The sequence below is a fragment of the Candidatus Melainabacteria bacterium genome (genome assembly GCA_003963305.1).
In the GTDB taxonomy this organism is placed as follows: domain Bacteria; phylum Cyanobacteriota; class Vampirovibrionia; order Obscuribacterales; family Obscuribacteraceae; genus PALSA-1081.
In genome coordinates this window covers 349,998-376,274 of the sequence record RXJR01000009.1, presented here as the reverse complement: position 1 = coordinate 376,274, position 26,277 = coordinate 349,998, and the positions used below count along the sequence as shown (strand labels likewise).

At 49.9% G+C, this 26,277-nt stretch carries 24 protein-coding genes; 13 read left to right on the top strand and 11 right to left on the bottom strand.

Annotation, left to right across the window (positions count from 1 at the left end):
* The first annotated feature begins 235 nt into the window (after window positions 1-235).
* Both EKK48_11670 and EKK48_11665 read left to right on the top strand, forming a co-directional pair.
* Window positions 236-2,635 (top strand): ATP-dependent DNA helicase, encoded by a 2,400-nt coding sequence (locus EKK48_11670; GenBank protein RTL42638.1) that lies wholly within the window; start codon window positions 236-238, stop codon window positions 2,633-2,635.
* A complete protein-coding gene (locus EKK48_11665; protein ID RTL42637.1) occupies window positions 2,619-4,271 on the top strand; it encodes an excinuclease ABC subunit C in 1,653 nt (550 codons plus the stop codon). Before EKK48_11670 ends, EKK48_11665 begins: the two co-directional genes overlap by 17 nt.
* A gap of 12 nt (window positions 4,272-4,283) precedes the next feature.
* Here EKK48_11665 and EKK48_11660 read toward each other — a convergent pair whose 3' ends face one another.
* On the bottom strand, window positions 4,284-4,559 hold the full coding sequence (locus EKK48_11660) for a hypothetical protein (protein RTL42636.1): 276 nt from the start codon (window positions 4,557-4,559) through the stop codon (window positions 4,284-4,286).
* 209 nt (window positions 4,560-4,768) lie between these two features.
* On the opposite strand from EKK48_11660, the gene EKK48_11655 reads away from it, so the two are divergent.
* Window positions 4,769-6,196 carry a hypothetical protein gene (locus EKK48_11655; GenBank protein RTL42635.1) on the top strand — a complete coding sequence of 476 codons (1,428 nt, stop codon included), beginning with the start codon at window positions 4,769-4,771 and terminating at the stop codon, window positions 6,194-6,196.
* Between the two features lie 181 nt (window positions 6,197-6,377).
* Window positions 6,378-7,040 carry a hypothetical protein gene (locus EKK48_11650; GenBank protein RTL42634.1) on the top strand — a complete coding sequence of 221 codons (663 nt, stop codon included), beginning with the start codon at window positions 6,378-6,380 and terminating at the stop codon, window positions 7,038-7,040.
* A gap of 151 nt (window positions 7,041-7,191) precedes the next feature.
* Here EKK48_11650 and dnaK read toward each other — a convergent pair whose 3' ends face one another.
* A complete protein-coding gene (gene dnaK / locus EKK48_11645; GenBank protein ID RTL42633.1) occupies window positions 7,192-9,144 on the bottom strand; it encodes a molecular chaperone DnaK in 1,953 nt (650 codons plus the stop codon).
* 586 nt (window positions 9,145-9,730) lie between these two features.
* On the opposite strand from dnaK, the gene EKK48_11640 reads away from it, so the two are divergent.
* Window positions 9,731-10,012, top strand: coding sequence for a hypothetical protein (locus EKK48_11640; GenBank protein ID RTL42632.1), 282 nt, complete (start codon window positions 9,731-9,733; stop codon window positions 10,010-10,012).
* Between the two features lie 24 nt (window positions 10,013-10,036).
* Here the strand turns inward: EKK48_11640 and EKK48_11635 are convergent, their stop codons facing one another.
* Window positions 10,037-10,720 carry a tetratricopeptide repeat protein gene (locus tag EKK48_11635; GenBank protein ID RTL42631.1) on the bottom strand — a complete coding sequence of 228 codons (684 nt, stop codon included), beginning with the start codon at window positions 10,718-10,720 and terminating at the stop codon, window positions 10,037-10,039.
* Window positions 10,721-10,844: 124 nt separating this feature from the next.
* On the opposite strand from EKK48_11635, the gene EKK48_11630 reads away from it, so the two are divergent.
* Complete coding sequence (locus tag EKK48_11630; protein ID RTL42630.1) at window positions 10,845-11,486, top strand: ATP-dependent protease; 642 nt, start codon at window positions 10,845-10,847, stop codon at window positions 11,484-11,486.
* A 102-nt stretch (window positions 11,487-11,588) separates the two neighbouring features.
* Here the strand turns inward: EKK48_11630 and EKK48_11625 are convergent, their stop codons facing one another.
* On the bottom strand, window positions 11,589-12,263 hold the full coding sequence (locus EKK48_11625; GenBank protein ID RTL42629.1) for a tetratricopeptide repeat protein: 675 nt from the start codon (window positions 12,261-12,263) through the stop codon (window positions 11,589-11,591).
* Window positions 12,264-12,395: 132 nt separating this feature from the next.
* On the opposite strand from EKK48_11625, the gene EKK48_11620 reads away from it, so the two are divergent.
* Window positions 12,396-12,962 (top strand): hypothetical protein, encoded by a 567-nt coding sequence (locus tag EKK48_11620; protein ID RTL42628.1) that lies wholly within the window; start codon window positions 12,396-12,398, stop codon window positions 12,960-12,962.
* A gap of 116 nt (window positions 12,963-13,078) precedes the next feature.
* Here EKK48_11620 and EKK48_11615 read toward each other — a convergent pair whose 3' ends face one another.
* Together EKK48_11615 and EKK48_11610 are read right to left on the bottom strand one after the other, a co-directional pair.
* A complete protein-coding gene (locus EKK48_11615) occupies window positions 13,079-14,245 on the bottom strand; it encodes a tetratricopeptide repeat protein (protein RTL42627.1) in 1,167 nt (388 codons plus the stop codon).
* A gap of 80 nt (window positions 14,246-14,325) precedes the next feature.
* Window positions 14,326-15,042, bottom strand: coding sequence for a diguanylate cyclase (locus tag EKK48_11610; GenBank protein ID RTL42626.1), 717 nt, complete (start codon window positions 15,040-15,042; stop codon window positions 14,326-14,328).
* A 239-nt stretch (window positions 15,043-15,281) separates the two neighbouring features.
* On the opposite strand from EKK48_11610, the gene EKK48_11605 reads away from it, so the two are divergent.
* Complete coding sequence (locus tag EKK48_11605) at window positions 15,282-17,219, top strand: amino acid transporter (GenBank protein ID RTL42625.1); 1,938 nt, start codon at window positions 15,282-15,284, stop codon at window positions 17,217-17,219.
* 8 nt (window positions 17,220-17,227) lie between these two features.
* On the opposite strand, the gene EKK48_11600 is transcribed toward EKK48_11605, so the two are convergent.
* Window positions 17,228-18,340 (bottom strand): hypothetical protein, encoded by a 1,113-nt coding sequence (locus EKK48_11600; GenBank protein RTL42624.1) that lies wholly within the window; start codon window positions 18,338-18,340, stop codon window positions 17,228-17,230.
* A gap of 155 nt (window positions 18,341-18,495) precedes the next feature.
* On the opposite strand from EKK48_11600, the gene EKK48_11595 reads away from it, so the two are divergent.
* A complete protein-coding gene (locus tag EKK48_11595) occupies window positions 18,496-18,960 on the top strand; it encodes a hypothetical protein (GenBank protein ID RTL42623.1) in 465 nt (154 codons plus the stop codon).
* Window positions 18,961-19,031: 71 nt separating this feature from the next.
* Here the strand turns inward: EKK48_11595 and EKK48_11590 are convergent, their stop codons facing one another.
* Complete coding sequence (locus EKK48_11590) at window positions 19,032-19,640, bottom strand: hypothetical protein (GenBank protein ID RTL42622.1); 609 nt, start codon at window positions 19,638-19,640, stop codon at window positions 19,032-19,034.
* A 113-nt stretch (window positions 19,641-19,753) separates the two neighbouring features.
* Here EKK48_11590 and meaB point away from each other — a divergent pair, with 113 nt between their 5' ends.
* A complete protein-coding gene (gene meaB / locus EKK48_11585) occupies window positions 19,754-20,713 on the top strand; it encodes a methylmalonyl Co-A mutase-associated GTPase MeaB (GenBank protein RTL42621.1) in 960 nt (319 codons plus the stop codon).
* Here meaB and EKK48_11580 read toward each other — a convergent pair.
* The 3 genes from EKK48_11580 to EKK48_11570 form a co-directional block, all read right to left on the bottom strand.
* Window positions 20,706-21,167 carry a hypothetical protein gene (locus EKK48_11580; GenBank protein RTL42620.1) on the bottom strand — a complete coding sequence of 154 codons (462 nt, stop codon included), beginning with the start codon at window positions 21,165-21,167 and terminating at the stop codon, window positions 20,706-20,708. The genes meaB and EKK48_11580 overlap by 8 nt on opposite strands.
* 217 nt (window positions 21,168-21,384) lie before the next feature.
* Window positions 21,385-22,140 (bottom strand): SDR family oxidoreductase, encoded by a 756-nt coding sequence (locus tag EKK48_11575; protein RTL42619.1) that lies wholly within the window; start codon window positions 22,138-22,140, stop codon window positions 21,385-21,387.
* Window positions 22,141-22,154: 14 nt separating this feature from the next.
* Entirely contained in the window at window positions 22,155-23,624 is a 1,470-nt protein-coding gene (locus EKK48_11570) for an amino acid permease (protein RTL42618.1), read from the bottom strand.
* A gap of 248 nt (window positions 23,625-23,872) precedes the next feature.
* On the opposite strand from EKK48_11570, the gene minC reads away from it, so the two are divergent.
* The 3 genes from minC (at window position 23,873) to minE (ending at window position 26,184) form a co-directional block, all read left to right on the top strand.
* Window positions 23,873-24,979 (top strand): septum site-determining protein MinC, encoded by a 1,107-nt coding sequence (gene minC / locus EKK48_11565; protein RTL42617.1) that lies wholly within the window; start codon window positions 23,873-23,875, stop codon window positions 24,977-24,979.
* Between the two features lie 114 nt (window positions 24,980-25,093).
* A complete protein-coding gene (minD, locus tag EKK48_11560; protein ID RTL42616.1) occupies window positions 25,094-25,909 on the top strand; it encodes a septum site-determining protein MinD in 816 nt (271 codons plus the stop codon).
* A complete protein-coding gene (gene minE, locus EKK48_11555; protein ID RTL42615.1) occupies window positions 25,861-26,184 on the top strand; it encodes a cell division topological specificity factor MinE in 324 nt (107 codons plus the stop codon). The genes minD and minE overlap by 49 nt, the downstream gene beginning before the upstream one ends.
* Window positions 26,185-26,277: the final 93 nt, after the last annotated feature.

Genomic DNA, 26,277 nt, shown 5'->3' with positions numbered 1-26,277 from the left:
AGCTACCTTCACCAGAATTGCCTTTCTGGCTTTGGTTAACAATACCGCGACTGGCTGAATTTTTCACCGATAAAACCCCTTTTGCATCAACTCTGTGACCATTTTCCACTTGGCAAGTCAATTGCAAGCGAATTCATCCAGGAACGTCTTGACTTAAGCTAATTCCGGTACTACCATACATACCAATGGTATAAAAGTCGTTTTAATCCCCCACCACATACGGTGCCGACGACAGATGAAAAAGATAAACATTGGAGTGCGAGACTTCGCACTGCCATTGCCACGCACTGGCAGCATAGAAGTCAATTCGGGCTACGGCTCGTTACCGACCAATGGACAAGAACTACATGTCGCCTTGCAAAAGAAACGCCAGAGCGAGTTCTACAACTATCGTTGTGAAGTCAAAGTAAGTCACACCTTCGAGCGTGGCGGTTTCAAATTTATAGTCAGTGGACAAATTGACGGCATTCTGGACGGCACCGTCACTATAGTCGAGGAAATCAAGTCATCGTTCGATATCCAGGACTTGTTGCAGAAGCTCAAGGAAAATGCCGATCATCCCTACGCAATGCAACTCAAAACGTATATGTATCTGCTCATGCTTACCGAGAGAGTAAAGCCTCTCGGTCGCTTCGTACTTGTCTCGGCACGCACTGGCGAAGAGATAGAGCTACCGATACATTTCGACCAGACCAGCTACGAAACCTGGCTGGATAAACGGTTGGATGAATTGGTAGCTGAAGCAGAACTGCGCGAAGCTGACGCAGCACGCAGAAAGATGATTGCCCGCAATGTGACGTTTCCTTTTGCTACGCCTCGGCAAAGTCAACTCGAGCTCATCGATCACGTCGAGGCCGGTCTGATTAATAATGAACCGATGCTGATTCAGGCGCCAACCGGACTGGGAAAGACGATCGGGGTCATGTTTCCGGTTATAAAGGAAGCGTTTGCACGCGGGCAAACCGTTGTCTACGTAACGCCAAAAAACAGCCAGCATTCAGTCGCTGAAGACGCAATAAAAAGGCTGCAAAAAAAACAGCCCAAATTACGCTCACTGACTATCACAGCCAAAGCCAGGCTGTGCCCAAAAGCTGAACAAATCTGCAATCCACACTATTGCGAATATGCCAAAGATTACTATCAAAAGGTCTATGAAAACGACCTGGTCAACAAGGCAGCAAAACACAAACATCTCTCAGCACAGACTTTTCGCGATCTGGGCGAGAATTACAAAGTCTGCCCATTCGAACTTAGTGTCGATTGCATCGAACGTGCTGATGTAGTTATTGGAGACTACAATTACGTCTTTTCACCGCGCTCATTGCTAGGGCGTCTCACCAATCAGACCGCCGCGAAAAAGGACAGACCTAATCTGATCATCGACGAGGCGCACAATCTGCCGAGCCGAGCCACTGATTATTATTCAGGCAGCCTTTCAACATACGCTTTGCAATTGCTAAAAAATGATTTGACCACACAAAATCATAATTTCGTCTCCGAAGCGCTAACGCTCATTAACAAAGGCATCGAAATCATATATTCGTGCAAGCCCAATGGTACGAGACAGGCAAAACTTGAAGTAATACCGGATTCATTCAAGGACCATAACGAGCGCCTGAAAGATTTCGTCATGCGTTACCTTGGTGCAAAAATAGACATTGAGCAGAAAGACCCAATTTTAAAACTCTGTGGAGATTGGGCAGACTTCACAGCTGCCCTGGATTTCGAAGGTGACAATTTTTTCGCCACCTATAGCGAAAATTCACTCGGTGCTAGCATCAAAATAACTTGCTGCGATGCTTCAGAAAAGCTGAAGGCAGCGCATGACGCATTCTCAAACGTGGTGGCATTTTCAGCTACCCTGAAACCGTTTGAATACTACGCAAAATTATCCGGTTTCAAGTCGGCAAAAACAAAAACAATGGAATTTCAGACACCGTTTCCAAAACTAAATCGCAAACTTGTTGTAATCCCACAAGTGTCGACGAAGTATTCGGATCGGGACAAAAATTACCAGAAGATCGCTCAAGCAATCATGAAAATTACAGAGGTTCGCCGGGGCAACTATTTTGTCTTTTTCCCTAGCTTTGGTTTCCTCGATGAGGTCGCAAAACTATGTACATTTGACAAATTTGTTCTCATCAAACAGTCCCCTGAGATGCGCCCAACCGAAGTCAATCGTTACATCGAACAGCTGAAAGCGCAACAGGAGCCAACTTTAATCTTCGCCGTACAGGGAGGTGTTTTTTCCGAAGGAGTCGACTATCCCGGAGATTCGGTGATCGGCGCCATTATAGTTGGACCAGCCCTGCCGAACTACAATCTTGAACGCGAACTATTGCGCGGTTACTATGAAAAGTACTACGGCTCTGGCTTCGAATATGCATATACATATCCGGCAATGGCCAAGGTAATCCAGTCTGCAGGCAGAGTAATTCGCTCAGAAAACGATCGCGGTTTGATAGTGCTTATGGATAGAAGATTTGTCGAAACAAGTTATGTGGACACAATGCCAGACGACTGGTTCGACACTTCAGTCAACGAGTTAGTTTCGAGCAGCATTTTGTCAGATATCCAACAGTTCTGGAAAGAAAGCGAGCAACAAATTGAGCCAGCACATGAATCTATTGCGTGACCGCTTTTTGTTTCTGGATTGTCAGACAACAGCTGCAAATCCCGTATTGGGCAGCATCCTTGAAATCGCCTGGTGCGACTCAAGCGCAAGCGAACAGCAGCCGGGAAAGATTCAATGCAAACTAGTCAGTCAACCCGACAAAAAGGAAATTCCATTTCGAATTCAGGTAATTACAGGAATATCAGATGAGGAGATGGTCAATGCGGTGCATGAACGCGAAATATATTTCTCGCTGAAGAAACATTGTGCCGAAAACCAAATAAATGCGGCAGTGGTGCATTATGCATCATTTGAAAAGCCCTTTCTCCATGAACTCTTTGAAAAGCACGGTGACGAGCCGTTTCCGCTTGATCTGATATGCACGTATCAAATTGCCAGACGGCTGTTTCCTAATCTACCCACACGCGGAATACGCGGTCTTGGTGGCTTCTTTGGTGCATCAAACTGTGAATTGAAACGCTCTTCTCACCACGTCGAAATGACTTTTTCAATCTGGCAGGGACTTGTAGCCGAACTCGCCAAACAGGGCATCTACAGTGTCGAGGAGCTCCGCGATTGGCTTAAGGAACCGGTAAAAACCAAGCGCACAAAATATCAATACCCACTCGAAAGCGAAAAGCGCCTTTCACTACCAGATAAACCTGGCGTATACAAAATGATGAACGCCAGGGGTGAAATTCTCTATGTAGGCAAGGCAACATCATTGAAAAGTCGAGTCAACAGCTACTTTCGCGGACAACGCAATAAGGATCCACGAAAGCTTGAGATGCTCACTCAAACGCACAATATTGACCACATCGAATGCGGCTCAGCACTAGAGGCAGCGATACTGGAAACGGACGAGATAAAAAGACACGACCCACCTTACAACTACAGCTTGAAGCGGAAGCAACGGCAACTGGCTTTTTTCGATGAAAACTTATCCTCCATGTCTTACATACAATCTATAGATCACCCGATCGGTCCATTTTCGGGTCACTTTGCTCTTGAACAGTTCACGCGTGTACACACCTGGCTTACCACGGGTGAAGATGACCCGTTGATATTTTTCGATGAAGTGCCCACAGATCTAATTTCCAGTGGCTTTGAACTATTCTGCGCTGAGCACAATCTCGATCCAACTTTGCTTGCTACTCCCCGAGATCTGATGGCTTTCTGTATAAGATTTATCCGTAAGTCAGCCAGACTGTCACAGCAGTCCAATGGTGAAGCTACAAATCCCCTGGACACAGGCGAACCCGACGACGATGATCTCGAGGACGAAGATTCAGACGATTCACTGGTCGAATACACCCCCGAGGATGTGTCTGGGAAGTTTGGCAGGCTCTTCAAACGCATTGCCAAATCATATTTACGCGGAAAAGTTCTGACACGACTTCTCAATTCACGAATAATTTTCCAGGAGAAATCAAAAATCCGCAGACTAGAGGTGCGCAGTGGCGAAATCGTACACTCAGACGATTCCCTCGAACTGAAAAATGCAGCGAAAGAGCAGCTCTGGCAAAATCTGGACGTCATGACATACGACCGAATTAGCGTGCTTCTTTCGGAAATTATCAGAATGAGAGCTGCCGGTCAGAACGTCATCATCGAACCGGACATGCCTCTTTCGATAGTCAGTCACCAGATAATTTAATGCGATGCAAACCTAATGATGGTCGCCCGTCCAATGAGTGGCACGATACTTCTGCTCCTCTTTACGCGCCTCTTTGTTCGCCTGAGCGCGCATGCGTCGCCAGTAAGCTCTTCGTCCGCCTCTCCGCCCCCGCCCGGGCGTGCCAGCCTCCAACCCTGCCTCTGATCCAGCTGATGAGCTAGCCTCTGATTCGGCATGAGCGGGCAGCAGACAGCTTGTCAGCGGCCCGACAATCAGTGCTGCCAGCAGTAATATAATCGGCACCAGTCGCTTCGGTATAGATTTCATCGTCGTCACCTCATTGCTGACCTATGTCTTATATAACGTCATCCAGGGCAAAAAAGTTCAAATAATTTTGAAAATTCTTTTTTCCAATCTGTTGAGGATTACTGACCACAAGCTCAACTATCTCAACATCCCCGGAAGTCACACGCAGTCGCGTTCATGCGATACTTGAGACGGTACGTTTAGAAGTGCCTGAGAACACTCGATAAACTATGCTCAAGTCAAGACTCAGCACAGAACAACAGTTATTTGCCGGTTTCGCAGTTCTTTTCCTGGTCACCGGCACTATCTATTTGAGCGCCTACCTGACGATCTTTGACATAGTCAAACTCGAAAAATTTCTCGACCTCACCCATCAATATCGCGTCAGAATCGTCGACGTAATTTCGCTACTGCGGGACTCTGAAAACGGAGCACGCGGCTATGTGCTGACCGGTAAAACATCCTACCTGAAGCCATACAACGAAGCACTGAATAAGCTACCTGAGGCCATTGCTAAAATCGATATTTCGGCACAGACCGATCCCGCTCAGCAGGCGGCCGTTGCCGCTGTTAAAAAGGCCATCGATGCTGAGCAGATTTCGCTCAAGAAACTTGTGCAATTACGTGCTGATAAGGCATCCGCCGCAGAGATAGAAGAAGCACTGGATCGCCAAAAAGACAATATGGATAAAATCCATGAACTCTATGACCCGATAGACATCGCCAGTCTGAACAAACTCGATCAGTACCTGAGTCGTTCAAACAGCAAGACACTTTTCGCTAGAGGTTTATTCCCCACACTGGGTTTAGCAATGCTGGCACTGTTTATCGTTGTGTTTCGGCAACTGGTGGCAAACTTGAGATCGCAAAAGTTATTGCTCGAATCAGAGCAACAATTGAAAGACGCTCGCGACAAAGCACTTGAAGGTTCTCGGCTGAAGTCAGAGTTCGTTACGAATATGAGCCACGAAATTCGTACTCCACTAAGCGGCATCCTGGGGATGTCTGAATTGCTAAATCTGAAAGAGCTTGACTCAGAGGGGCAAGAAATAGCACAACACCTCCATGAATCTACCAAGCACCTCTTGGTCATCGTCAATGACCTTCTGGATTTTTCAAAATTGGAAGCCGGCAAAATGGTGCTGGAACATCATGAATTCTCTCCGCGCGAACTGTTGCAAGAAGTCCTCACGATAACCAACAACGATGCCAGCCGCAAAGGCTTGTTCATGAATACAGTTGTGGAACCGTCGGTAAGTGAAAGTCTCATCGGAGACAAAATTCGCATCAAGCAAGTAATACTAAATCTTGTCTACAACGCCATAAAATTCACCGCTCATGGTGGCATCACCATTTCCATAAAGTCAGAAAACGATCGCACTCGCATCCAGGTCACTGATACCGGCATCGGTATTGCGCCAGACGTCCAGGAGAAGTTATTTCAACCGTTTGTACAAGCCGACGGGTCCACCACACGCGTCTACGGGGGAACTGGACTGGGCTTGTCGATTTGCAAGAGCCTCGTCTCCCTCATGAGCGGCACCATGGGCGTCAGCAGCACTCTCGGAAACGGTGCCACCTTCTGGGTCTTACTACCGCTTGCGAAGCCACATAGCGAAACAGGTGCACCTGACAGAACGCTATTGACACATAGCTGAGTTATTCCAAACGAACAGGTGAGTGGTCAGGATCCATAGTCGAGTCATTGTAAACCTTATGTTTAGCGGCTCAAGCCGCTCGCTAAGCCATTTTGAAGAAAACATTTGTTCAGACTTTTGGAACACACATTCTTCACTCTCCGTCAGGTTTCCCACCGAGAGCAAGAGAAGAGGTGAGGACATGAAAACCAGACGCAACATTTTAACGTTGCTGGCACTTGTAGGCGGAGTAACTTCGCTTACCCCAGCAAACGCTGACTGCATCACGAAAACTACAACTTACGTCGAACCGGCAACTAACACGACAACTTATGTCGCGCCCGCACCAATGATGCAAATCGTGCCGGCGTCAAAAGTGATAGTAGCACCCACGACAGCCATAGTCGAACCTGCATATATCGCACCAGCAGCAGTTTTGCCGGCTCAGACAGTGAAAACGACTAAGACGACTGTGACGACTACAACACCTAATATCCAACCGACCATCGTTAGCGAACCTGAAACAATTCGCCGCAGTGTCATCATGATGGGCTCTAAACCAGCCAGCGTTTCGTCTGAGACGACTTCGGCGGCGATGATCAGTCCATTTCCCGTCTATGGCAACAGATTGGCGGCCATGAACGAACAAATCGATCGCTCGGTTGCAAATGGCTGGATAACCGCATATCAAGCCGAGAACTTGCGAGCGGACAGTTCACGACTGGGTCAGATGATCCTCAACCGCACTGAATCGAAGTCGGATATTGATACCATCGAACGGGGATTGACCGGACTCAACATCTCGATTCAAGAAGCAATGCGAGCCAACGGGCAGACGGCTGGTCTATCCAGTCCTACGTTCTAGCCGAAAGTCCGACAGTCCCAGTCGAATGTCCCAGTAGATAGTCCCAGTAGAAAGTCGAAGACTGCCGAAATAGGGTAATGCTTCCTGCGACGTAAAAAAAACAACCTGGTTCCCCAGGTTGTTTTTTGTTCCCACATTGACTGTTCGATGATCAGGCGACTTCTACATCGATGACATCATCACCTCCCGCTCCGGAATGCGCCTGATTGAACCCGCTTTTGTTGACGTTTCCGTTATGGAAGCGGACATTGTCGTTCGGACTGCAGTCATTATTCGACTGTTGTTGCTGTTGCGCATTGAAGGAAGACTGACTGGCTGCCTCCTGTTGCAGTTGCGTTGCAACACTTTGCAGTTCGTCCAAGAGCGGCTTCAATGTTGAAGCATCAGCACGAGCAGCTGTTTTTTCCCGAATTTCTGCAATCAGGGTCTCCGCTCTGGAACGATTCGGCGAGCTGGAAAGACCTGACTCTTGCACCTGCTTCTCGATCATGTAACACATCTGGTCGGCACGGTTGCGAGCATCCGCGTCTTCCTTCGTCTTAGAATCTTCAGCAGCATGCTCCTGCGCTTCCTTAACCATGCGAGCAATATCATCTTTTGACAAATTCGTGCTCGCTGTGATCGTAATCTTCTGCTCACTGCCGCTGCCTTTATCTTTCGCAGTCACATGCAGGATACCGTTGGCATCAATGTCGAACGAGACTTCAATTTGAGGCACTCCCCGCGGTGCAGGGCGAATGCCCTCCAGCTTGAAGTTTCCAAGCAATTTGTTCGCCCGAGCCATAGCTCGCTCACCCTGGAAGATCTGCACATCTACTCCCGGCTGATTATCTTCTGCGGTAGAGAAGACCTCAGATTTATGAGTTGGAATAGTGGTGTTGCGTTCAACCAATTTGGTGAAGACTCCTCCCATGGTTTCGATTCCCAGGGAAAGCGGTGTCACATCGAGCAAGACGACATCTTTCACATCGCCCGCCAGCACACCGGCCTGAATCGCGGCACCGATCGCTACGACCTCGTCAGGGTTCACACTCTGGTTCGGCTCCTTACCACCGGTCAGATTTTTGACCAGTTCTTGCACTGCCGGAATACGAGTGGAACCTCCTACAAGAACCACTTCTTGAAGGTCCTTCAAACTCAATTTCGCATCTTCCAGCGCCTGAAGCACGGGCTTGCGGCACCGTTCCACAAGATGCCTGGTCAATTCATTAAACTTCGCTCTCGTCAATCGCGTGTCCAGATGCTTAGGTCCGTCTGCATTTGCTGTAATGAAGGGCAACGAAATCGTTGTTTCGGTCACAGATGAAAGTTCAATCTTGGCTTTCTCCGCAGCTTCTGTCAGACGCTGTAGCGCCTGCGAGTCGTTGCGCAAATCGATACCCTCTGCCTTTTTGAATTCATCGGCCAACCAGGCGACGATGCAGTGGTCAAAGTCGTCTCCGCCCAAGTGAGAGTCACCCGCGGTTGACCGTACTTCGAAGACTCCGTCCCCGACCTCTAGAATAGACACGTCGAACGTGCCGCCACCGAGGTCAAATACAAGCACCGTCTCATTGCTTTTCTTCTCAATTCCGTATGCAAGAGCGGCTGCTGTCGGCTCGTTGATGATGCGCAAAACATCGAGACCGGCAATCGCACCCGCGTTTTTAGTTGCCTGTCTTTGCGAATCATTAAAGTATGCAGGCACAGTTATGACTGCAGATGTCACTTTCTCACCCAGGTACTTTTCTGCATCTTCCTTTAGCTTCCGCAGTACCATCGCAGAAATCTCTTCCGGGGTATACTCCTTGCCTTGAATCGAGACTTTGCAACCGCCATCGTTGCCATTGCGTACTTTATAAGAGACAGTCTTCATCTCTTCGCCGACTTCGTCGAAACGTCGACCAATGAAGCGCTTAATTGAATAAATCGTGCTTTCGGGATTTAGAACTGATTGGCGTCTTGCCAGCTGTCCGACCAATCTTTCGCCTGTTTTGGTGAATGCGACGATGGACGGTGTTGTTCTAGCACCCTCAGTATTGGCGATGACAATCGGCTTGCCGCCTTCCATTACAGCTACCACCGAGTTTGTCGTGCCCAAATCAATACCTACTGCCTTAGTCATCTACATCCCTCCTGGGGCGATTCTTAGGTGCCCCAAATAGTGCCCGAGAGCCACACGAACCCTCACAAATTCAATCTACAAAAACTTCAAAAGGCTCCCTGGCAAAATATATTTTTTCTTCAAACTTGAGTTTTATATGCCGCCTACACATTAATTCGTTCAGTTGAAAGACGTTTGAAAGACCAAATCGCTCGCAAAGTATATTAAAGACGACACGCCTTCCTTCACCGGACAGAGCGAAATCCGCTAAACGCAAGGCTAATCAGCTCTTCAGCAACTTACTGTCGAGATTTGCCAATTTGGCGGCATAAGTGTAGACTATGAGGTACTCAAGGTAGGACCTTAAAAAAACACTATCCAGATCTGGGAACTAATTCCATTTCGCCAGCATCTCTGGAACTCTACAAGACCACTGTGAAAAATCGAATTCGATCGAGAAAGCAGTTTAGTTACTATTTTTCGACACGTTCATCAATAAGGTTTTTTACGCTCCATCAAATTCTGGTTACCAAGCACCGCATGTGGTGCATAAGCCTGCGGAACGACGTACGGAAGATGACATAAACATTCGACGAGGTTCAAAAAAATGTCTTACGAAACAGAAAAACCAAAGAAGAGCAATCGCGGATTCGCTTCCATGAATAAAGACGAACAACGCCAGATTGCTTCCATGGGAGGAAAAGCCGCACACGCGCGCGGCACCGCTCACGAATTCACCTCCGCCGAAGCGGCTGAAGCGGGGCGCAAAGGCGGTCAGAGTAGAGGACGTAGCAGGGCAGCGCGCCTGGCATCTGAATCAGAACAAGTGCAGCAACAGCAAGCTTCTATTCAACAGCAAGCAGGCATGCAGGCAAGTCTGAACAGCTAAAACCTGAGCAGGTCTGAACTAGAACTAAGAGCTGCCGCTCGGTGCTTCTATCGCCTTTAAGGTGGTTTGAGTGCACTTCAAACACGTATCACCGACGTATGTTCGCTCGCAAACAGGGCAAACAGACGTCGGTTTTGCTGTGCGCTGACTGAACGGCGTCGATATCTTCGGCTGCGTACCGCTGTTGGTCTGTTCCTTAATTTCCAGCGCTCTCTGATAAAAAATCTGGGCCTGTTCGACATTTTTTTGCTTGTGGTACAGGGCAGCCAGATTCATCGCAATTTCCCCTACATCGGCATGATGAGGACCGTGAATCTGCTCGAATATGTTCAGTACGCGTTTACCGAGCGCTTCAGCCTCGGTATACTTGCCCTGCTCGTAATAGACGCCGGCCAGGCCTCTCAGGCTTATAGCCGTATTTAAACTGTCATAGCCGTCATATTTTTCTTTGATCTTTATGGCATCCCAGTATAGGTTTTGTGCCTGTCCGTATTTGCGCTGGCCGGAACAGGCAGCAGCCAGTCCGTCCAGTGTGGTAGCCAGGCGAGGGTCGCCTTCTCCATCAAATTCGACAATCTGCAGCGCCGCAAACCACAGAGACTCTGCATCAGGATAGTCTCCCGCCTGCATTGCCCTCTCAGCCAGTTCCTTATAGTGATCCCAGTCGCTATCCACTCGCAAGCCGCCGCCATCACGGTCCCATGACAATTTATCCCCATCGCGCAGCCCTCTCAAACGTCTAAAGGGCTTTGCTCAGTTTGAAAAAAGTAACACACTTCTAACTACGCAACGAACTTATTAATCATCCGCGGGTTGCTGTAAAGTAGTAAGTATGGCGAACCCCTCTTCAGTATCTGTGCGTGAACTGCCACTTTTTCCGTTACCGGAGGTGGTTCTTTTTCCTGACAGACCAATGCCGTTGCACATTTTTGAGCCCCGATATCGGCTCATGGTCAATACCATCCTGGATGGCGATAAGAGCTTCGGCATTCAGCTCTGGGACCCTGTCAATCACGAGCCGGCTCGTGTCGGATGCAGCGCCGAAATTACGGATTTCAGAAGACTAAATGATGGACGCCTGAACATTATGACGGTTGGTAGAAAGCGCTTTAGAGTGCTCGAATACATTCAGGAAACGCCCTACAAGATAGGTCTGGTGGAATGGTTGGAAGATACTGCACCAGGTCCTGAGGTGAATACGCTGGCAACCGAAGTATCACAACTTTTAAAAGACATAGCCTACCTGCTGGCAAAATTGACTGATAAAACAGTCGAACTCCCCGAGAACCTTCCGGAAACGGCAGAGAAACTATCGTTTTGGGTTGCCAGCAATCTGTACGACCTGGCCTCGGAGCAACAGAAATTGCTGGAATTGCAAGATACCTCTCTGCGACTAAAACGTGAAGTAGAGATTCTTACAGGCAGCCGAAATCAACTGGCTGCAAGAACAGCCTTAAAAGACGCAGTCGGTTAAACATCTTATTTAAAGCCGCACCCCTCCGCACTGCATATGGTGCGGACGTGATTACGGCACAGTCGCGTGCGGACGTGGTCAATGCGAACTAACGATACTAACCTAATGAGCAATGGGTACAGGATCTGAAGCAGCCGGTTTAGCTGCAGGAGCCATCGCCGGAGGTGCTCCGGGCGATGGCGATGCTGATGATGATGACATAGACGCCGCTGGAACTGATGTCGACGCTGCTCCCCTGGGAGCCGCCGAGCCCGAAGCGGCAGCACCGACTTCAGAAGACGTATCTTTTGCTACAGCCGTCTGTGCCTCTTCCACCTTCATAGCATTCAGGTTTTGCATTATCAAAGTTTTTTTGTTGGCTGGAGGATTATATTGCAGCGCCTTTGAGAATGCGTCTACTGCTTCTTTCGCCTTCTTCTGATGTTTATACACGCTGCCAAGATTACTCCAGCTCTCCCAGACATTCGGCTTCAATTCAATTGATTTCTTCAACGCTTCGGCAGCCAGATCAAGCTCGTTGTTCTTTTTGTAGGTCAAACCGAGATTGTTATAGAAGTCATAATCGTGCGGATATATGGCAATTGCCTCTTTATATTTCTCGATTGCCTTAGGGTAGTTGCCGGCACGATAGAAAGTAATACCTTGATTGAACGGAACACAAGCCTGTGACCATTTTGCCTCTTCACCTTTGCCGGGAAATGGACGGCCTTCGGCAAGAACCGGAACACTGAAAAGTGCGATCGCCGTAAGCGCAGCTAACATCTGCAGCAATTTCATGGTCTAACTCCTGTAGCGCTCGTCATTGCTTTGTACCACAAAAGGTTTGGCTCCCTTTGCCGAGAAATTTGGTTTAAGCGCAATCTTTTGTTAAACTACTGGCGGCCGATTATTTTCCTGAGGCGCAAGATCATGACAAATGCAATCACTATCATTGAACGATTGCTCGGCGAGTCCTCGGTGCAATCAAACGAACACGTGATTGAAACAGCCTCGCGCCACGTTTCGAACGTCGAAAGAAGATTTAGCGAGAGCTTCGACCTGCTCGTAAAAGAGATAACCAACGTCTGGGGCAAGCCGCAGTTCAACAGCACTGTGCCTGGAATGGACGACCCGGTAGAGGAAGAAGAGGAAGAAGAAGAATCGGCCGAAGAGCAATCTACAACTCAAGGTGGAGATGCGGTTCGGAAAAAGAAAAAGCTCAGGAACGTCGTACCACCATGGAGCAACGGCAAAAGCAAAACACCCGGTTGTACTTGCAAAGCCCTGAGACTGGCTTACTGGCGACGTACGACCATGGTGGCATACGTCGTTCTGAGAGCGGAGTTTGACAAGGAAAAAAACGTCGCCATCACATACGACCTGTGCCTCGGCGCCCGGCGACGCGGACAAGAACAAAGCAAGAGCTTCCAGCAACTCAAACACACTAACAAAGGCTGGTTTCGCCCCTTCATCAACTGGCTCTTCGGCAAAACTTGAACCAGACTCATGGCAGGTTGTGCGATATCACATGCGATACCAGTCACATACTAGTGACGTACCAGTCACGTACAAGTGAAGTACAAGTGACGTACCATTGACGCGCCAGTGACTGATTAGTCGCCCTTCTTAACCCATTCGTCCTGCTTTTCCAGAGGCTTAGCAGCAGGCTTTTTATCGGCTTCCGCAGCACTGCTTGAAGATTTATTCTCTGCGGTTCCGGCTTTCAGATCAGGAGTCTTAGCGTCTGCAGTTTTTGTCGCATCGACGCTGCTTGTTGCCGATTTGGACCCATCAGTGCTGCCTGAATTTCCGCTTGCCGTCTCCGGATTACTCTCAGACTTGGCTATTGGTGCAGGTTTCATGGTATTCAGCTTTGATTCTATGCGAGTGAATTCTTCCTGCTTGTTTTGTTTCTTCAGCACTGCCATGTATGCTTCCAGCAACTTAATCATCTGGGGCGAGCCAGCATCGTTCAACTTCGCATCAACTGTCTTGCCCAATAAATCTGCGGCACTACTTAAATCTCCTGACTCTGAATAGGCTCGCGCCAGCTCCAGAGCACTGGCAACGGTTTCGGCATTGTCTTTACCGAATTTGCGGGCGCGCTGAGTGTAGACTTGCTGCAAATAATTCTGGGCATCAGAATATTTCTTCTGAGCCAGCGATACCTGACCCATCTTCTCCAGAATCGGAACCAGCTCATAAGTACCAGCACCGTAATGTTTCAGCTCCGCCGTCAAAACCACACGATACCATTGTTCGGCACCGGCAAAGTCGCCCCGCTTGGTTTTGAGGGCGCCAATCTGTTCCATAATTTTCCAGACTGCCGGATCTTTATTTCCCCAGATAGTCTGCCGAATCGCTGCAGAACGCAGGAAAAGTTGTTCTGCCTCGGCGTTTTTGCCAGCCTTTTGCTTTTGTACCGCCAGATCATAAAGCCGATTTGATTCCTTGCCGGCTGTCACTACAGTCAAACGAGGATCAACAGGCACATTTGGAAAGTCACCAGTGCTGCCCAGTGCCATATTAGCGCCGGAGCCGCCGGCAGAGCCGCCGGAACCAGAAGCAGCCGCACCAAGTTGTTTGTTAAGGGAGCCGTACACGCTATTCAGCCCGCCTGAAGCAGCACCACTTTGAGAGTGCAGACCGGCACCCATAGTGGCGCTCATAGAATGAACAGCGCCCATCTCGGAAATGCCTTGCGCCATGGCAGGTAACGTTGTCACAAGCGAGATAGACATGCATAAAAGGGCTGCACGCAACGCTTTCCATTCACTCATGGCAGAAACTCCTATCCGATAGTAAAGGGGGGCACCCAACTCTAGTGTACCCTCTGCAGCTAAAGTAGTACCTCTAAGACCTAACTACGACCGGCAAAATTAACCGCATTGCCGCCCTGCTGCATGGCTGACATCAGTGCTTCAACACAGGCGGCAAACAGCTCTTCAACCACGTCGCCATCCTCAGGATACGATGCAGCACCCACGCTGACCGTTATCACAAGGGTCGCTTGCCACTGTTGTTGCACAGTCATCTGCTCCATCTTAGTGCGGATGCGTTCAGCCGCCACCTCAGCACCCGACACGGGAGTCTCAGGAAGGATTACGCCGAAACAATCTTCGCGACAGCGACCTGGCACATCGACATCCCGGATTGAGGCGAGCAACATTTTTGCAACCGACTCGACGACTGCATTTTTTGTTTCACTGCTGCACTTGAGACCGATCTTCTCCAGGTCGTCTATACCGACGAGGATGATGGAAAGAGGACGCTTGTAACGCCGGGCACGCTGGATTTCGTAATTAAGACGTTTATAAAATTGATTGAAACTGGAGGACAGTGAAGTCAAGTCTAAAAGCGCACGCCGCTCCAGTTCCGCGTCAGACACACCGGGCCCTTCAACCTCGCGATTGGCGAGCAACTTTGATTCCTCTTTAGGAATATCGAATTGAGGCAATTCGCCTGGAGTTGACCAGGGGAACTGAGCATTCTGGCTGCGCAAATCAGCCAGCCGTTGGTGAAACAAAGCCTCCTTGGCTTTGTTTTGAAACTGGTTTTTCTTTGGGTCGTTGTACATAAGTAGATGAGTTGCCCATGTAAAAGACGATCTCGACCTTCATGCCCTCTCCTGAACTGCCTTTAACGACCGCAGTCTAACTTTGTAATCAAGCAAACCAAATTGTTTCTAAGGCAGACACACCACCAAATACGATACTAGAGAGGAAGCGTCTATGACCAATTCGGAACATAACGTTATTCAATAAACATTGATCCCTGACCTGAGGCGCTTGATATGATTCACAGGTTAAGTAGCACATAGGCGTCCCGCGCGTGGTTTCGTCCACTAAGAAACTCAAACATCGACTAACGGCCTGGTTCCTGGAAGGAATGAGAGACCTTCCGCGCCGAACCGAATTTAGAAAAGAGCAAGACAGCTGGTACAAAGTCATGTGCTTGACCGGGGTCGACTACTTTTCTTCTCTCGGTTATGCACCGGCAATCGCCTTCATTGCTGCCGGAGTCCTGTCACCGATTGCCACGATTTTCCTGGTGCTGCTCACACTACTGGGCGCATTGCCGGTCTACAGCAAAGTCGCAGATAAAAGCCCGCAAGGATTGGGCAGCATCTTTATGCTCGAAAACCTGATTCCAGGCTGGCCTGGCAAGGTGTTCGTACTCTGCCTGTTAGGTTTTGCCTGCACAGACTTCATTATCACAATCACTTTGTCGGCAGCAGACGCCACCACACATCTTGTGCAAAATCCATTGATGCCCGTTTATTTGGAGCATCGTTTGATTCTTACCTTCACTTTGTTGGCCGTCTTGTGCGGCATGTACATGAAAGGCTTCAGAGAAGCGATCGGGCTTTCAGTCGTGCTGGTCGGACTCTATCTAGTCATGAATGCAATTGTAGTGGGAGTCGCCTTTGCTGAAGTAGCCAAACAACCCTGGCTGCTACTTAACTGGCAAAACCTCGTCTGGACGGACTATCGCGTTCACGGCTCAATTCTCAGCATGCTCGGATTTTCCTGTTTATGCTTCCCGAAACTAGCTCTTGGTATGTCAGGCTTCGAAACTGGTGTTGCAGTTATGCCTTACATCAAGGGAGACAAGGATGATGACCCGGAACATCCAAGAGGAAGAATTCGGTACACTCGCTGGCTTCTGCGAACAGCTGCGGCGATCATGAGTCTGTTCTTAATTTCGTCCAGTTTCGTCACAACGGTTTTAATACCTCAGGTCCTCTTTTTGCCGGGTGAAGCAGCCAACGGACGGGCACTCGCCTACCTGGCGCACATCTATCTCGGGCATCAGTTCGGCACGGCGTACGACATCAGCACCGTTTTGATTCTCTGGTTCGCCGGCGCATCAGCCATGGAAGGATTGCTCGTTTTAGTACCGAGATATCTGCCGCGCTTCGGTATGGCACCAGATTGGGCCCGCGCCACTCGCCCGCTGGTACTGTTTTTCACATGCGTTGCATTCGTCTTTACATGGATGTTCAACGCCGACGTTGATGCTCAAGCGGGTGCTTATGCAACCGGAGTGCTGGTGCTCATGTCATCGGCAGCAGTAGCCTGCACACTGAGCGTCTGGAAAAAGAAAAAAACTCAACGAGTACTCTTTTCCTGCATCACACTTGTGTTTCTTTACACCACTGTAGTCAACGTTTTTGAAAGGCCTGACGGGATACGAATCGCCTCCTTCTTTATAGCAGTGATGCTGCTTACATCACTTGTATCTCGTGTCAGACGCTCGACTGAATTGCGTGTCAAACAAGTAATGCTTGATAATGTCGCGGAAGAATTCATCAACGAGGCAAGCAAAAAAGCTATCCGGCTGGTTGCCCACCGACCAGGCGGCCCCTCCGATTACGCTACCAAAGCAGCCGAGTGTGTAAAGCTGCACAACATTCCGCAAGACCAGATCATCTTCCTGGAAATCAAAGTCAGCGACGCCTCCGATTTCGACGACGAGATTCTTTCTGTCAGCGGATATATCCAGGATTCATACAGAATCTTGCGCTGCGAAAGTCCGGCAGTACCAAATGCGATGGCAGCACTGCTGCTTTATCTAAGAGACAAGACCCACAAACAGCCGCATGTTTACCTGGGTTGGACAGAGGGAAACCCGATCATGTACATACTCAAATATTTGTTTGTCGGCGAGGGAGAAACGGCCCCTCTGACTCGCGAAATTCTGCGAGAAGTCGAACACGACCCGAGCAAAAGACCAAGAGTACACGTTGGTTAGCGCTGGTCTCACGCTACCTTTTCGCCTGAAACAAAAACGTGCTTGATCTTCAATGTCTCTCTGTCCCAGACCACTATGTCTGCACACTTGCCCTCGGACAGCTCACCAATTCTGTCGAGCCAACCCATGATGCGAGCTGGATTGTAAGTAGCCATGCGGATCGCTTCTGCAAATGTGGCAACCCTCCAGTCAACAACATTCCGAACTGCTTCACTCAAAACGATTGACGAGCCAACCAGCCCGCCCCCGGTCGTTCCTATCTGTGCCGCATCGGTCACCAGAATCATCTTTTCCGCGCCCTTCAACTTAAACAAAATTTTGACTGCCGCCGCGTCAACGTGCAATCCATCACAAATGACACAACAGGTGACTCTCTCGTCGAGCATCGCTGCTGTCACCGCCCCCGGTGCACGATGATGCAAGGGCGGAAGAGCATTGTAAGTGTGTGTCATTAATCGAACGCCCCGATCAAAAGCCAGATTCGCTTCCTCAAAAGTAGCATTGGAATGCCCCAGGGAGGGAACGACATTATTGGACAAAAGAAACTTCACCCCCTCGTCTGAACTATCCGATTCGGGAGCGATGGTCATCAAACGCACCGAGGGCGAATTCAACTGTTCGGCAATCGACCGGGAAAACGGTTTTATCCACTCGGGAGGGTGCACTCCAGGACGCTGAGGCGAAAGGCAGGGACCTTCCAGGTGAATGCCAGGCATACGAGAATCACATGCGGCCACACGACCGAAATCTTTGCCGATACCGCTCTCGCCCACTCCAAGCGACTCGAGGAACTTGACGTTCTTCATAATATGTTTGACGTCGTCAGTAATTATCGTAGGCAAAAATGCTGTTACCCCGGCTGCAACCTGAGCACGACAGAAAGCCGATAGTTCTTTGTCGGTCGGGTCGGTCCAGAAGTTACAAGCCGGTCCGCCATTGAGTTGCAGATCGATCAGACCCGGCGTCACATAACAGCCGCTCACATCTAAAGTTTCAAGTTTTGTTGAACCATGGTCCAAAGTGCCAACATTTACGACGAGGCCGTCGTCTACAATCAAATCAGTAACGCGCTCCTCGAGTGGAGTGATTACGGTGCCGCCAATAAGTGCCAGTGGTTTCATGTGTGTGATTTCTGCTTGCGCGTTCGATGAAATTTCTATAATATTTCATCGATAGAGGTGCTAGATGTAGGTAACCTGTGTCAATTCGATTGGTTAATTTGAACTCTGGGAATATTACTGTCTGAAATGGCGTGATCACAAGGCCTCAGGAGCCAATGCCCGAAGAAGATAAAAAAGCAGCCGGAAACGGAAATCTCATGGAGCGCGTGGTTGAGCTCCAGGACGAGCTCTTGCAGGCGCAAGAGAAAAACCTGCTTTTGTCGGCTCAAACCCGCGAGCTTGAACGAGTCGCTCGCGATGCAGAGGACATGAAGGCCGAACTCACCGCACAAACGCTTTTACTGACTGATAAAAGTCGCGAAAACAAACACTTACATCAGGAACTATCCCGCGTTACAACCGTGCTGGATACCAAGCTCAACGAAGTGGAAGAGTTGCGAGCAGCCGTAATGGAGTTGCAGCAACAACTGAAGATGCGCGAGTCGGAACGCGACTTGCTGGCAGTTATGCTCAATGAAGCAGAGAATGCTCAACGTCGGGCTGAAGAAACTTACATCAATGAGAAAGATCAACAGCAAAACAACGCCGGCTGGTTGCGTCCATTCAAGCCCAAGAAATAGTCCACCATACGGCTCGAATCGCCACCACATTTAGTGACATCAGAGAGTTTGCAAAGAGTCTGACTGAGTGTTTAAGGAGTGCTGAACGGTGCCGCTGTTGCACCTGTTGCAGCCGAGGCAGCTCCGCCCGTTGCAGACGAACCCGCACCTTGATTGCCGCCCAGGTTGAAAGCTGGATCAACAGCAAAATCGGCCGGGTTTGTTGTGCTCGAAGTTTGCGCACTCAGACTGTTGGGGTCGACCGAACCAAGAGTACCGCGACTGCCGCCGCCCATCTTACCGCCGACAAATGACTGCACAATTCCGCCCACACCGCTGAGGTTAACATTGGTTTGACGCCGTCCCAGACCAAACCAGGTCTTGCGGGACTGTATGCTGTCGCCCAACATGTCAGCCATTCCGACCTGAGTGCCACCGATCAACCCGTGCTTCCTTTGATACTTGTTGCCAAGAAAGTTGACATCGGTCTTATTGCTGAAAAGACCCTTTTCTTTCACATAGTGGTCGCCAAGTCTGTCTTGCACGCCCTTCTGCTCAGTTAAGCCGAACAATCCATGGTGAATGACAAATCCATCGCCGTAACCATCTGTGATGTTGTAATTACCGCCGCCTTTGGCCACAGCTGCTGACTGCAGGGCAACCAGTGCCGCCAGACTCAATGCGATCCTTAAACCTTTCATCACAGCATGTACCTCAATTTGGCTCTAGATCTGTGGACAGCCTGTGATTCCAATTGTTCCCTACTTACCCGGGCTTGCTAAGATCATGACCTTATAGTCAGGCAATATTGGAAATGGACTTGGATACCTTATCAACCGACCTTTTGTCCGGAAATCGGCGCGCCCTTGCACGAGCCATCAGTGTCGTCGAAGACGGCGGACCGGAGGCTACAAAACTTGTCAAAACACTCTTTCCGCACTCAGGCAAAGCGCACCTGATTGGCATTACAGGGTCGCCGGGAGTCGGCAAATCGACTCTGGTCGACGCTCTGATCAGCGAAATCCGTAAAGATGGACTGAAAGTCGGGGTTCTTGCCATCGACCCTTCGAGTCCATTCACGGGCGGCGCCATTCTGGGCGACAGAATCAGAATGCAAGGACATACGCTGGACAAGAACGTTTTCATCCGCTCGATGGCCAACCACAACCATGCCGGAGGGGTCGCCCTGGCAACATACGACGCAGTACGCATGCTGGAAGCGTCCGGATACGACGTAGTGCTAATTGAAACTGTCGGTGTAGGGCAGTCCGAGCTTGCCATTACACAAACCGCGGATACAACCATTCTCGTACTCATGCCGGGCTCAGGCGACGACATTCAGGCAATCAAATCAGGCATCATGGAAGTGGGCGACATATTCGTCGTCAACAAAGGCGACCTGCCTGGTGCAGACAAATCAGCAAGCGAAATCTCAAGCAGTTTGGAATTGACCACGTTCGCCACCGCATGGCGACCACCTGTGATTACGGCAGTGTCAGAGTCAGGCAAAGGCGTTGACCAGATCTGGAAGTCAGCAAAAGCTCACAAAGCCTTCCTTGACGAATCAGGTTTGATTCTCGAAAGACGCAAGTTCAAAGTGCAGGCTGAGCTCTCGGAACTGGTGGCCGCTATCGCCAGAGACAACCTGCGCACATCTATGGAAAAATCCCAGGAAGTGCAAAAAATTCTCCACCAGGTGGCATCACACGAACTCGATCCGCACACTGCCGCACAAGGGCTGGTGCACGATCTCTTCGGTCAACCTGCTACTTGAGCACCATGGGCGATACCGGCGCGACTGTTTTTTGAATTAAGGTATAACCGCCCGGAACAGCATAATTGCCAGGCTTATTCTGACTTGCCTTCTGCAGCGATTCGATAAACGCAAATGCAGTTTCAGTCAATTTACCTTTTAACTGCCCCAGATCCAAACCGCGCAATAGCGCGTTGGCATCAAATGTTGTAACTGCAGGCGCCTCCGTTTCAGCGACTGTCGAGTCGTTGACCGACTGAGTATCCAGACCTTGAGGTCCAATCGTCCCGCATGTTGCACCCTGCAATTTGGGCGCATTCGGCGCCTCAACCAGGGTAGCTGAATCAGCCGATGGTGGCTGATAAGCAGGCAGCACTGCAGCAGATTCTTGTGCCATGGACTGGAGGCAACTAATCGAGACAATTGATGTCATAGCAAAACTAACAGCCGGAGCTGCGATTCTTGAAATTCTCATTTTGGTAGCCCTGTTTGAATGAATTCGAAAGGTGAATTCGCAAATAGTAAGTATCGATATTTTGCGCCAAGCCGGCGCCAAACAACATGGTGTTTACCCTGAATGACAACCGCGGTATCTGCTCGTTTGCTTTCTGTCAGTACTCGTAAACCCCGGCCCTGTTTGTGGGTCGGATGATGCCGTAAGAAACGCCGCCAAGCAAGTCGATCCAGGAGAATCAAACCAGGTGCACACCGCCGTCTACTTTGATTTCAGCACCAGTAATCCAGCCATTGCGAGGATCGGCTAAAAAACAGATTGTCTTTGCCACGTCGTCCGGTTCACCGGCGCGACCAAGTGGGTAAATCTTTTTGCTCTTCTCCAAAATACGATCAGCGTTATCATGCCCCATCAAATTTTCCAGCATTGGCGTGTTCACGAGCGCCGGCAAAACTGCATTACAGCGCACCTTATGCGGTGCAAGCTCGACTGCCAGCTCGCGCGTCAGAGCCAGAACCCCGCCTTTAGCTGCCGAATAGGCACTGGAGGGCAAGCCGTGAAAACTTTGCATGGCCAGAAGCGATGACACATTGACGATCGAACCGGCAGTTTCTATTAGCGGGCGAGCGGCAAACTTGCACATGAACCATGTGCCTTTCAAATTGATATCGACGACATAGTCGAAATCTTCCTCGCTCATGTCAAGCAAACTTTGAGACTGGAAAACACCGGCATTGTTGACCAAAATATCAAGCCGACCAAACGCAGCGATAGTATCCCTGACAATTTTATTGGCGTAACCTTCGCTGGAAACATCACCGGCGGTAATACGCAATTTCTCGGCAGGATAACCGAGAGCCTCGGCAGCCTTTTTCAGTTTCCCCAGTTCGCGCCCGACAATCATGACGCGCGCGCCCATCTCCAGTAGACACCTGGCAGTGGCAAAACCGATACCCGAACCACCGCCCGTTACAAGGGCTACCAAATCGTCCATTGAGAACTTCCTTATTACTGCGCTTTATCCGTGCCGACACTAATTTTACGGCGCCAGAAGAGATATGCAGGAAGTCCGGAGAGGATTATTAATAGACCGAAGCCACTGTACTGAGGCGACGAGTAAATCTGTCCGATCATGACTACGCTAGCAAAGAGCACGTAAACAACCGGCAGGAGCGGATAAGCAGGCACTTTAAAAGGTCGCTCTCTGGTGGGTTCTTTCTTCCGCAAAACCATCAGCGCAGCAACCGTCAGAATGTAGAAAAGCACAGCCGCGAAAACAACGTATTCAAGTAGATTGCTGTAGGTGCCGGTGGTAGTCAATATCGCCGCCCAGACACCTTGAATGATCAAGCCAAATGTCGGCACTCCTTTTTCCACATGCAAAATCGACGCGGCTTTGAAAAACAGTCCGTCTTTGGCCATCGCGTAATAAGCGCGCGGACCAGACAAGATGCAGCCGTTCAATGCACCAAATGTAGAGATCATGATGGCACCTGCCATGATCTGCGCACCACTTGGTCCGAACAACATCTGGGCGACGGCAGTACCGACTCTATCTTCGGCAGCATATTGAATGCCTCTGCCAATCAGCGAAGAGACGATATCACCGCCGGCACCTGGATCAGAGTTACCATGCAGAGGCAGCACCAGAAGATATACAACGTTGCACAAAGCATATAGCAAGCCGACAAGCAAAGTGCCGTACATCAAACTGCGGGGCAAAACCTTCTCAGCGTTTTTCACTTCTTCTCCGGCGAATGTGACGTTGTTCCATGCGTCACTGGAAAAAAGCGGTCCAACCATAGCCAGTGAGAAGACTGCAACAAGAGGCAGCCCGGTCAACGCCTCTCCTTTGACATTTTGAGCCGACCAGAAATCGGCTCCGAAGTTGTGTGAGATTCCCTGCCATGCTCCCGCCATGCAGAGCCCGCACGCAATCAACAAAAATACCGCCGTCACTTTGGTGACTGTAAATACAGTTTGTATCTTCTTAGCAGTGCTGACACCCTGACAGTTGATATACGTTAGCAATGCAATTACCAGCAATGCCACCATTTGCAGTGCAGTAAAATGCCAACCACCAACCTCTAAGAGGATGGTTTTGGCAGAAACAAAAGGCACAAAAACACCAAGGAACTTGGCGAAAGCGACAGCCACGGCCGCAATCGTTCCACATTGAATAACGGCAAATAAAGTCCATCCATATAAAAAACCGAAGAGTGGACCATAAGCTTGACGGAGAAATATATACTGTCCGCCCGCTTGCGGATACATCGCTGCCAGTTCGCCATAGCAGACAGCCGCAGAGAAAGTCATCAGGGAAGCGGCTATCCAAGCCATTAACAGCCATCCTGGTGCACCGAGCAGCCGGGAAGTTTCAGCAGAAACAATAAAAATTCCAGAGCCTATCATTGAGCCGACAACCACCGCGGTGGCGTCCAGGAGCCCTATTTCACGCTTGAAATGTCCGGTCGTCATTCGCAGCACCTCTCAAAACAAAATCAATCACTAGTTTCTCTGAATACTCTTATCTTTCCGAAACACGGCATAGTACCAAGCAAAACACTACCTTACTGTTATGTCATCAAATTAGTATGCCGTTATATATCCGTTCTCTATCTGGATTGGCTTGACGTGCGGGTTTCCAGCTCATACGATGTGGCAATGGTGAAATTGCCTGAGCAGTTCGCCGACTATACAAGATTCTGGGCGGAGTTGATATCTGCATGTCTAAAATCGCTATTATCAGTCAACCGGATCAAGGCGTTCTGATCGACGTCGGCGGCTGCGGAAGCTTGCAAGAAGCCGTCTCGCATCTATCAAATACGTTGCAAGTTTCCAACCAGTTTTGGAAGGGTGTTGACGTCGCGCTCAATCTCGGAACACTGGAACTAACACCACCGCAGGTGGCACAGATCCTGGCCATCGCCAAAGGCGTGGGGGCCGCGCCGCGACACGTTTTTTCTGAAAACGAGCCGACCAGAGCATCGCTTCGCTCATTGCAAGTGAAAATTGGTCGAGGCAAGCCAATGAGGCTTCCTGAGATTAAAATTGATGCTCTTACTCAGCATGAGCTCGTGGAAGAGGAAGAGTCATCATCCATGCAAATGGGTTCGGCAAAGAAAGCAGAATCCGTAACTGTATACGAGACGGACGAAGCTGTTGAATTCGCGTCGACTTTAACTCATGAAAGCATCCCTGCGGAAGTTTCAGTAGGGGTCACAGCTGAAGCAGCTGCCGCCACTGCAGGCGATACTAAAAAACTGGTGAAGGTAACCCGGCAATCGTTCAATGAAACTGAAGACGGTGTTGCTGACGCAGCGGCTGAGGCTGTGACAGATACAGATGCTGTCGTAGATGCTCTTGCAGACGCTGATCAATCAGCCGACTCGCAAGTGGAGTCAGCTGCGGACAGCAGTGCAGACGATATCGACGATGAAGACGAGGAACGTCAATCTCCACCCAAACCGGCAGTGCCACCGGTACCGGCGGTCCTCTATTTGAGACAGCATTTGCGTTCCGGACAAACCGTCAGCCATAAAGGTCACCTCGTGATCATAGGCGACGTCAATCCGGGAGCAGAAGTGATGGCAGAAGGAGATGTCACCGTATGGGGTGCCTTAAGAGGCATCGCACACGCTGGAATCGGCGGCAACACTGACGCTGAAATAAGAGCGCTCAAGTTGCAACCAATCCAGATTCGCATCGCCAATGCCATCGCCCGGTCACCAGACAAACCACGGTACAAGTTCTCTCGCTTCGCTAATTCGGGTCCCGAAACGGCCAGAATCATCGATGGCAAAATCAAAATTGCGAAAAGCAGCATTGATTGATATTCCCCACCGATCGACTGGCAGCGATGTTGGAAGATCAACGGAAACCGGCGGCACTGCCACTGGTCCCCCTAGAAAGTCAGTAATCACACTCCAGCCAAACGGGTAAATTGAATGAGTGGTCGAGTAATAGTAATCACTTCCGGAAAAGGCGGCGTTGGCAAAACCACCGCCTCTGCCAACCTCGGTGTGGCTCTCGCCAACACCGGAGCGAGCGTATGCCTTGTCGACATGGACATAGGTCTGCGCAATTTGGACATTCTCATGGGTCTGGAAAATCGAGTCGTTTACAACCTTGTAGACGTCATCGAGGAGCGCTGCAAATTGCGCCAGGCTCTGGTCAAAGACAAAAAATTGCCTAATTTGAGTCTTCTGCCGGCCGCCCAGACTCGCGACAAAACTGCCGTAAACTCAGACCAGATGAAAGCTCTATGCAATGAGCTGAAAGCGATATTCGATTTCGTTCTGGTTGACAGTCCTGCCGGTATCGAAAGCGGCTTCCAGAACGCTGTCGCAGGTGCTGAAGAAGCAATCGTGATCACCACTCCCGAGATGTCGGCAGTCAGAGACGCAGACCGCATCATCGGCTTGCTCGAAGCACGCAAAGACGAAATCTCTCAATATCGCCTGGTGATCAACCGCCTTCGCCCGAACATGGTGAAGAACAGCGACATGATGAGCGTCGAAGACGTACTGGAAATTCTCTCGGTCAAGCTCCTTGGAGTCGTGCCGGAAGACGAAGACATCATCATCTCGACCAACAAAGGCGAACCGGTATCAGGAACGGAGAATGTTCGCTCCGGTCTGGCCTATCGCAACATCGCCAGAAGAATTCGCGGTGAAGATGTGCCCCTCATGGATCTGGATGCTCTCAACGGCACCTGGATGACACGTCTCGTCAAGTTCTTCAATCCCTCAGTGCGCGTTTAAGGAGGGCTAGGAAATTGCAAAAAGTAATTAACTGGTTCTTCCGAACCCAGACAGACACTGCTCGCGATACAGCCAAAGACCGCATGCGCAATATGCTCACGCATGACCGCCTGGAACTTCCCGCCGGCAGATTAGAATCTCTTGAAGAAGAGTTGATCGCAGTAGTATCTCGCTACTTCGAACTCGACAAAGACACAACCAAATTCGACCTCGAGCACTACGAACGCCGCGCCTCACTGGTAGCCAACTTCCGCTTGCTCCGTTCGAAATGTTGACCTACTGATTTTCACCTGACCATACAACAACTCTGCTTTGCGCATCCTCTCGGGGGTGCGCATTCGCATTTAACAGCGCCCTGAGAAGCGCAA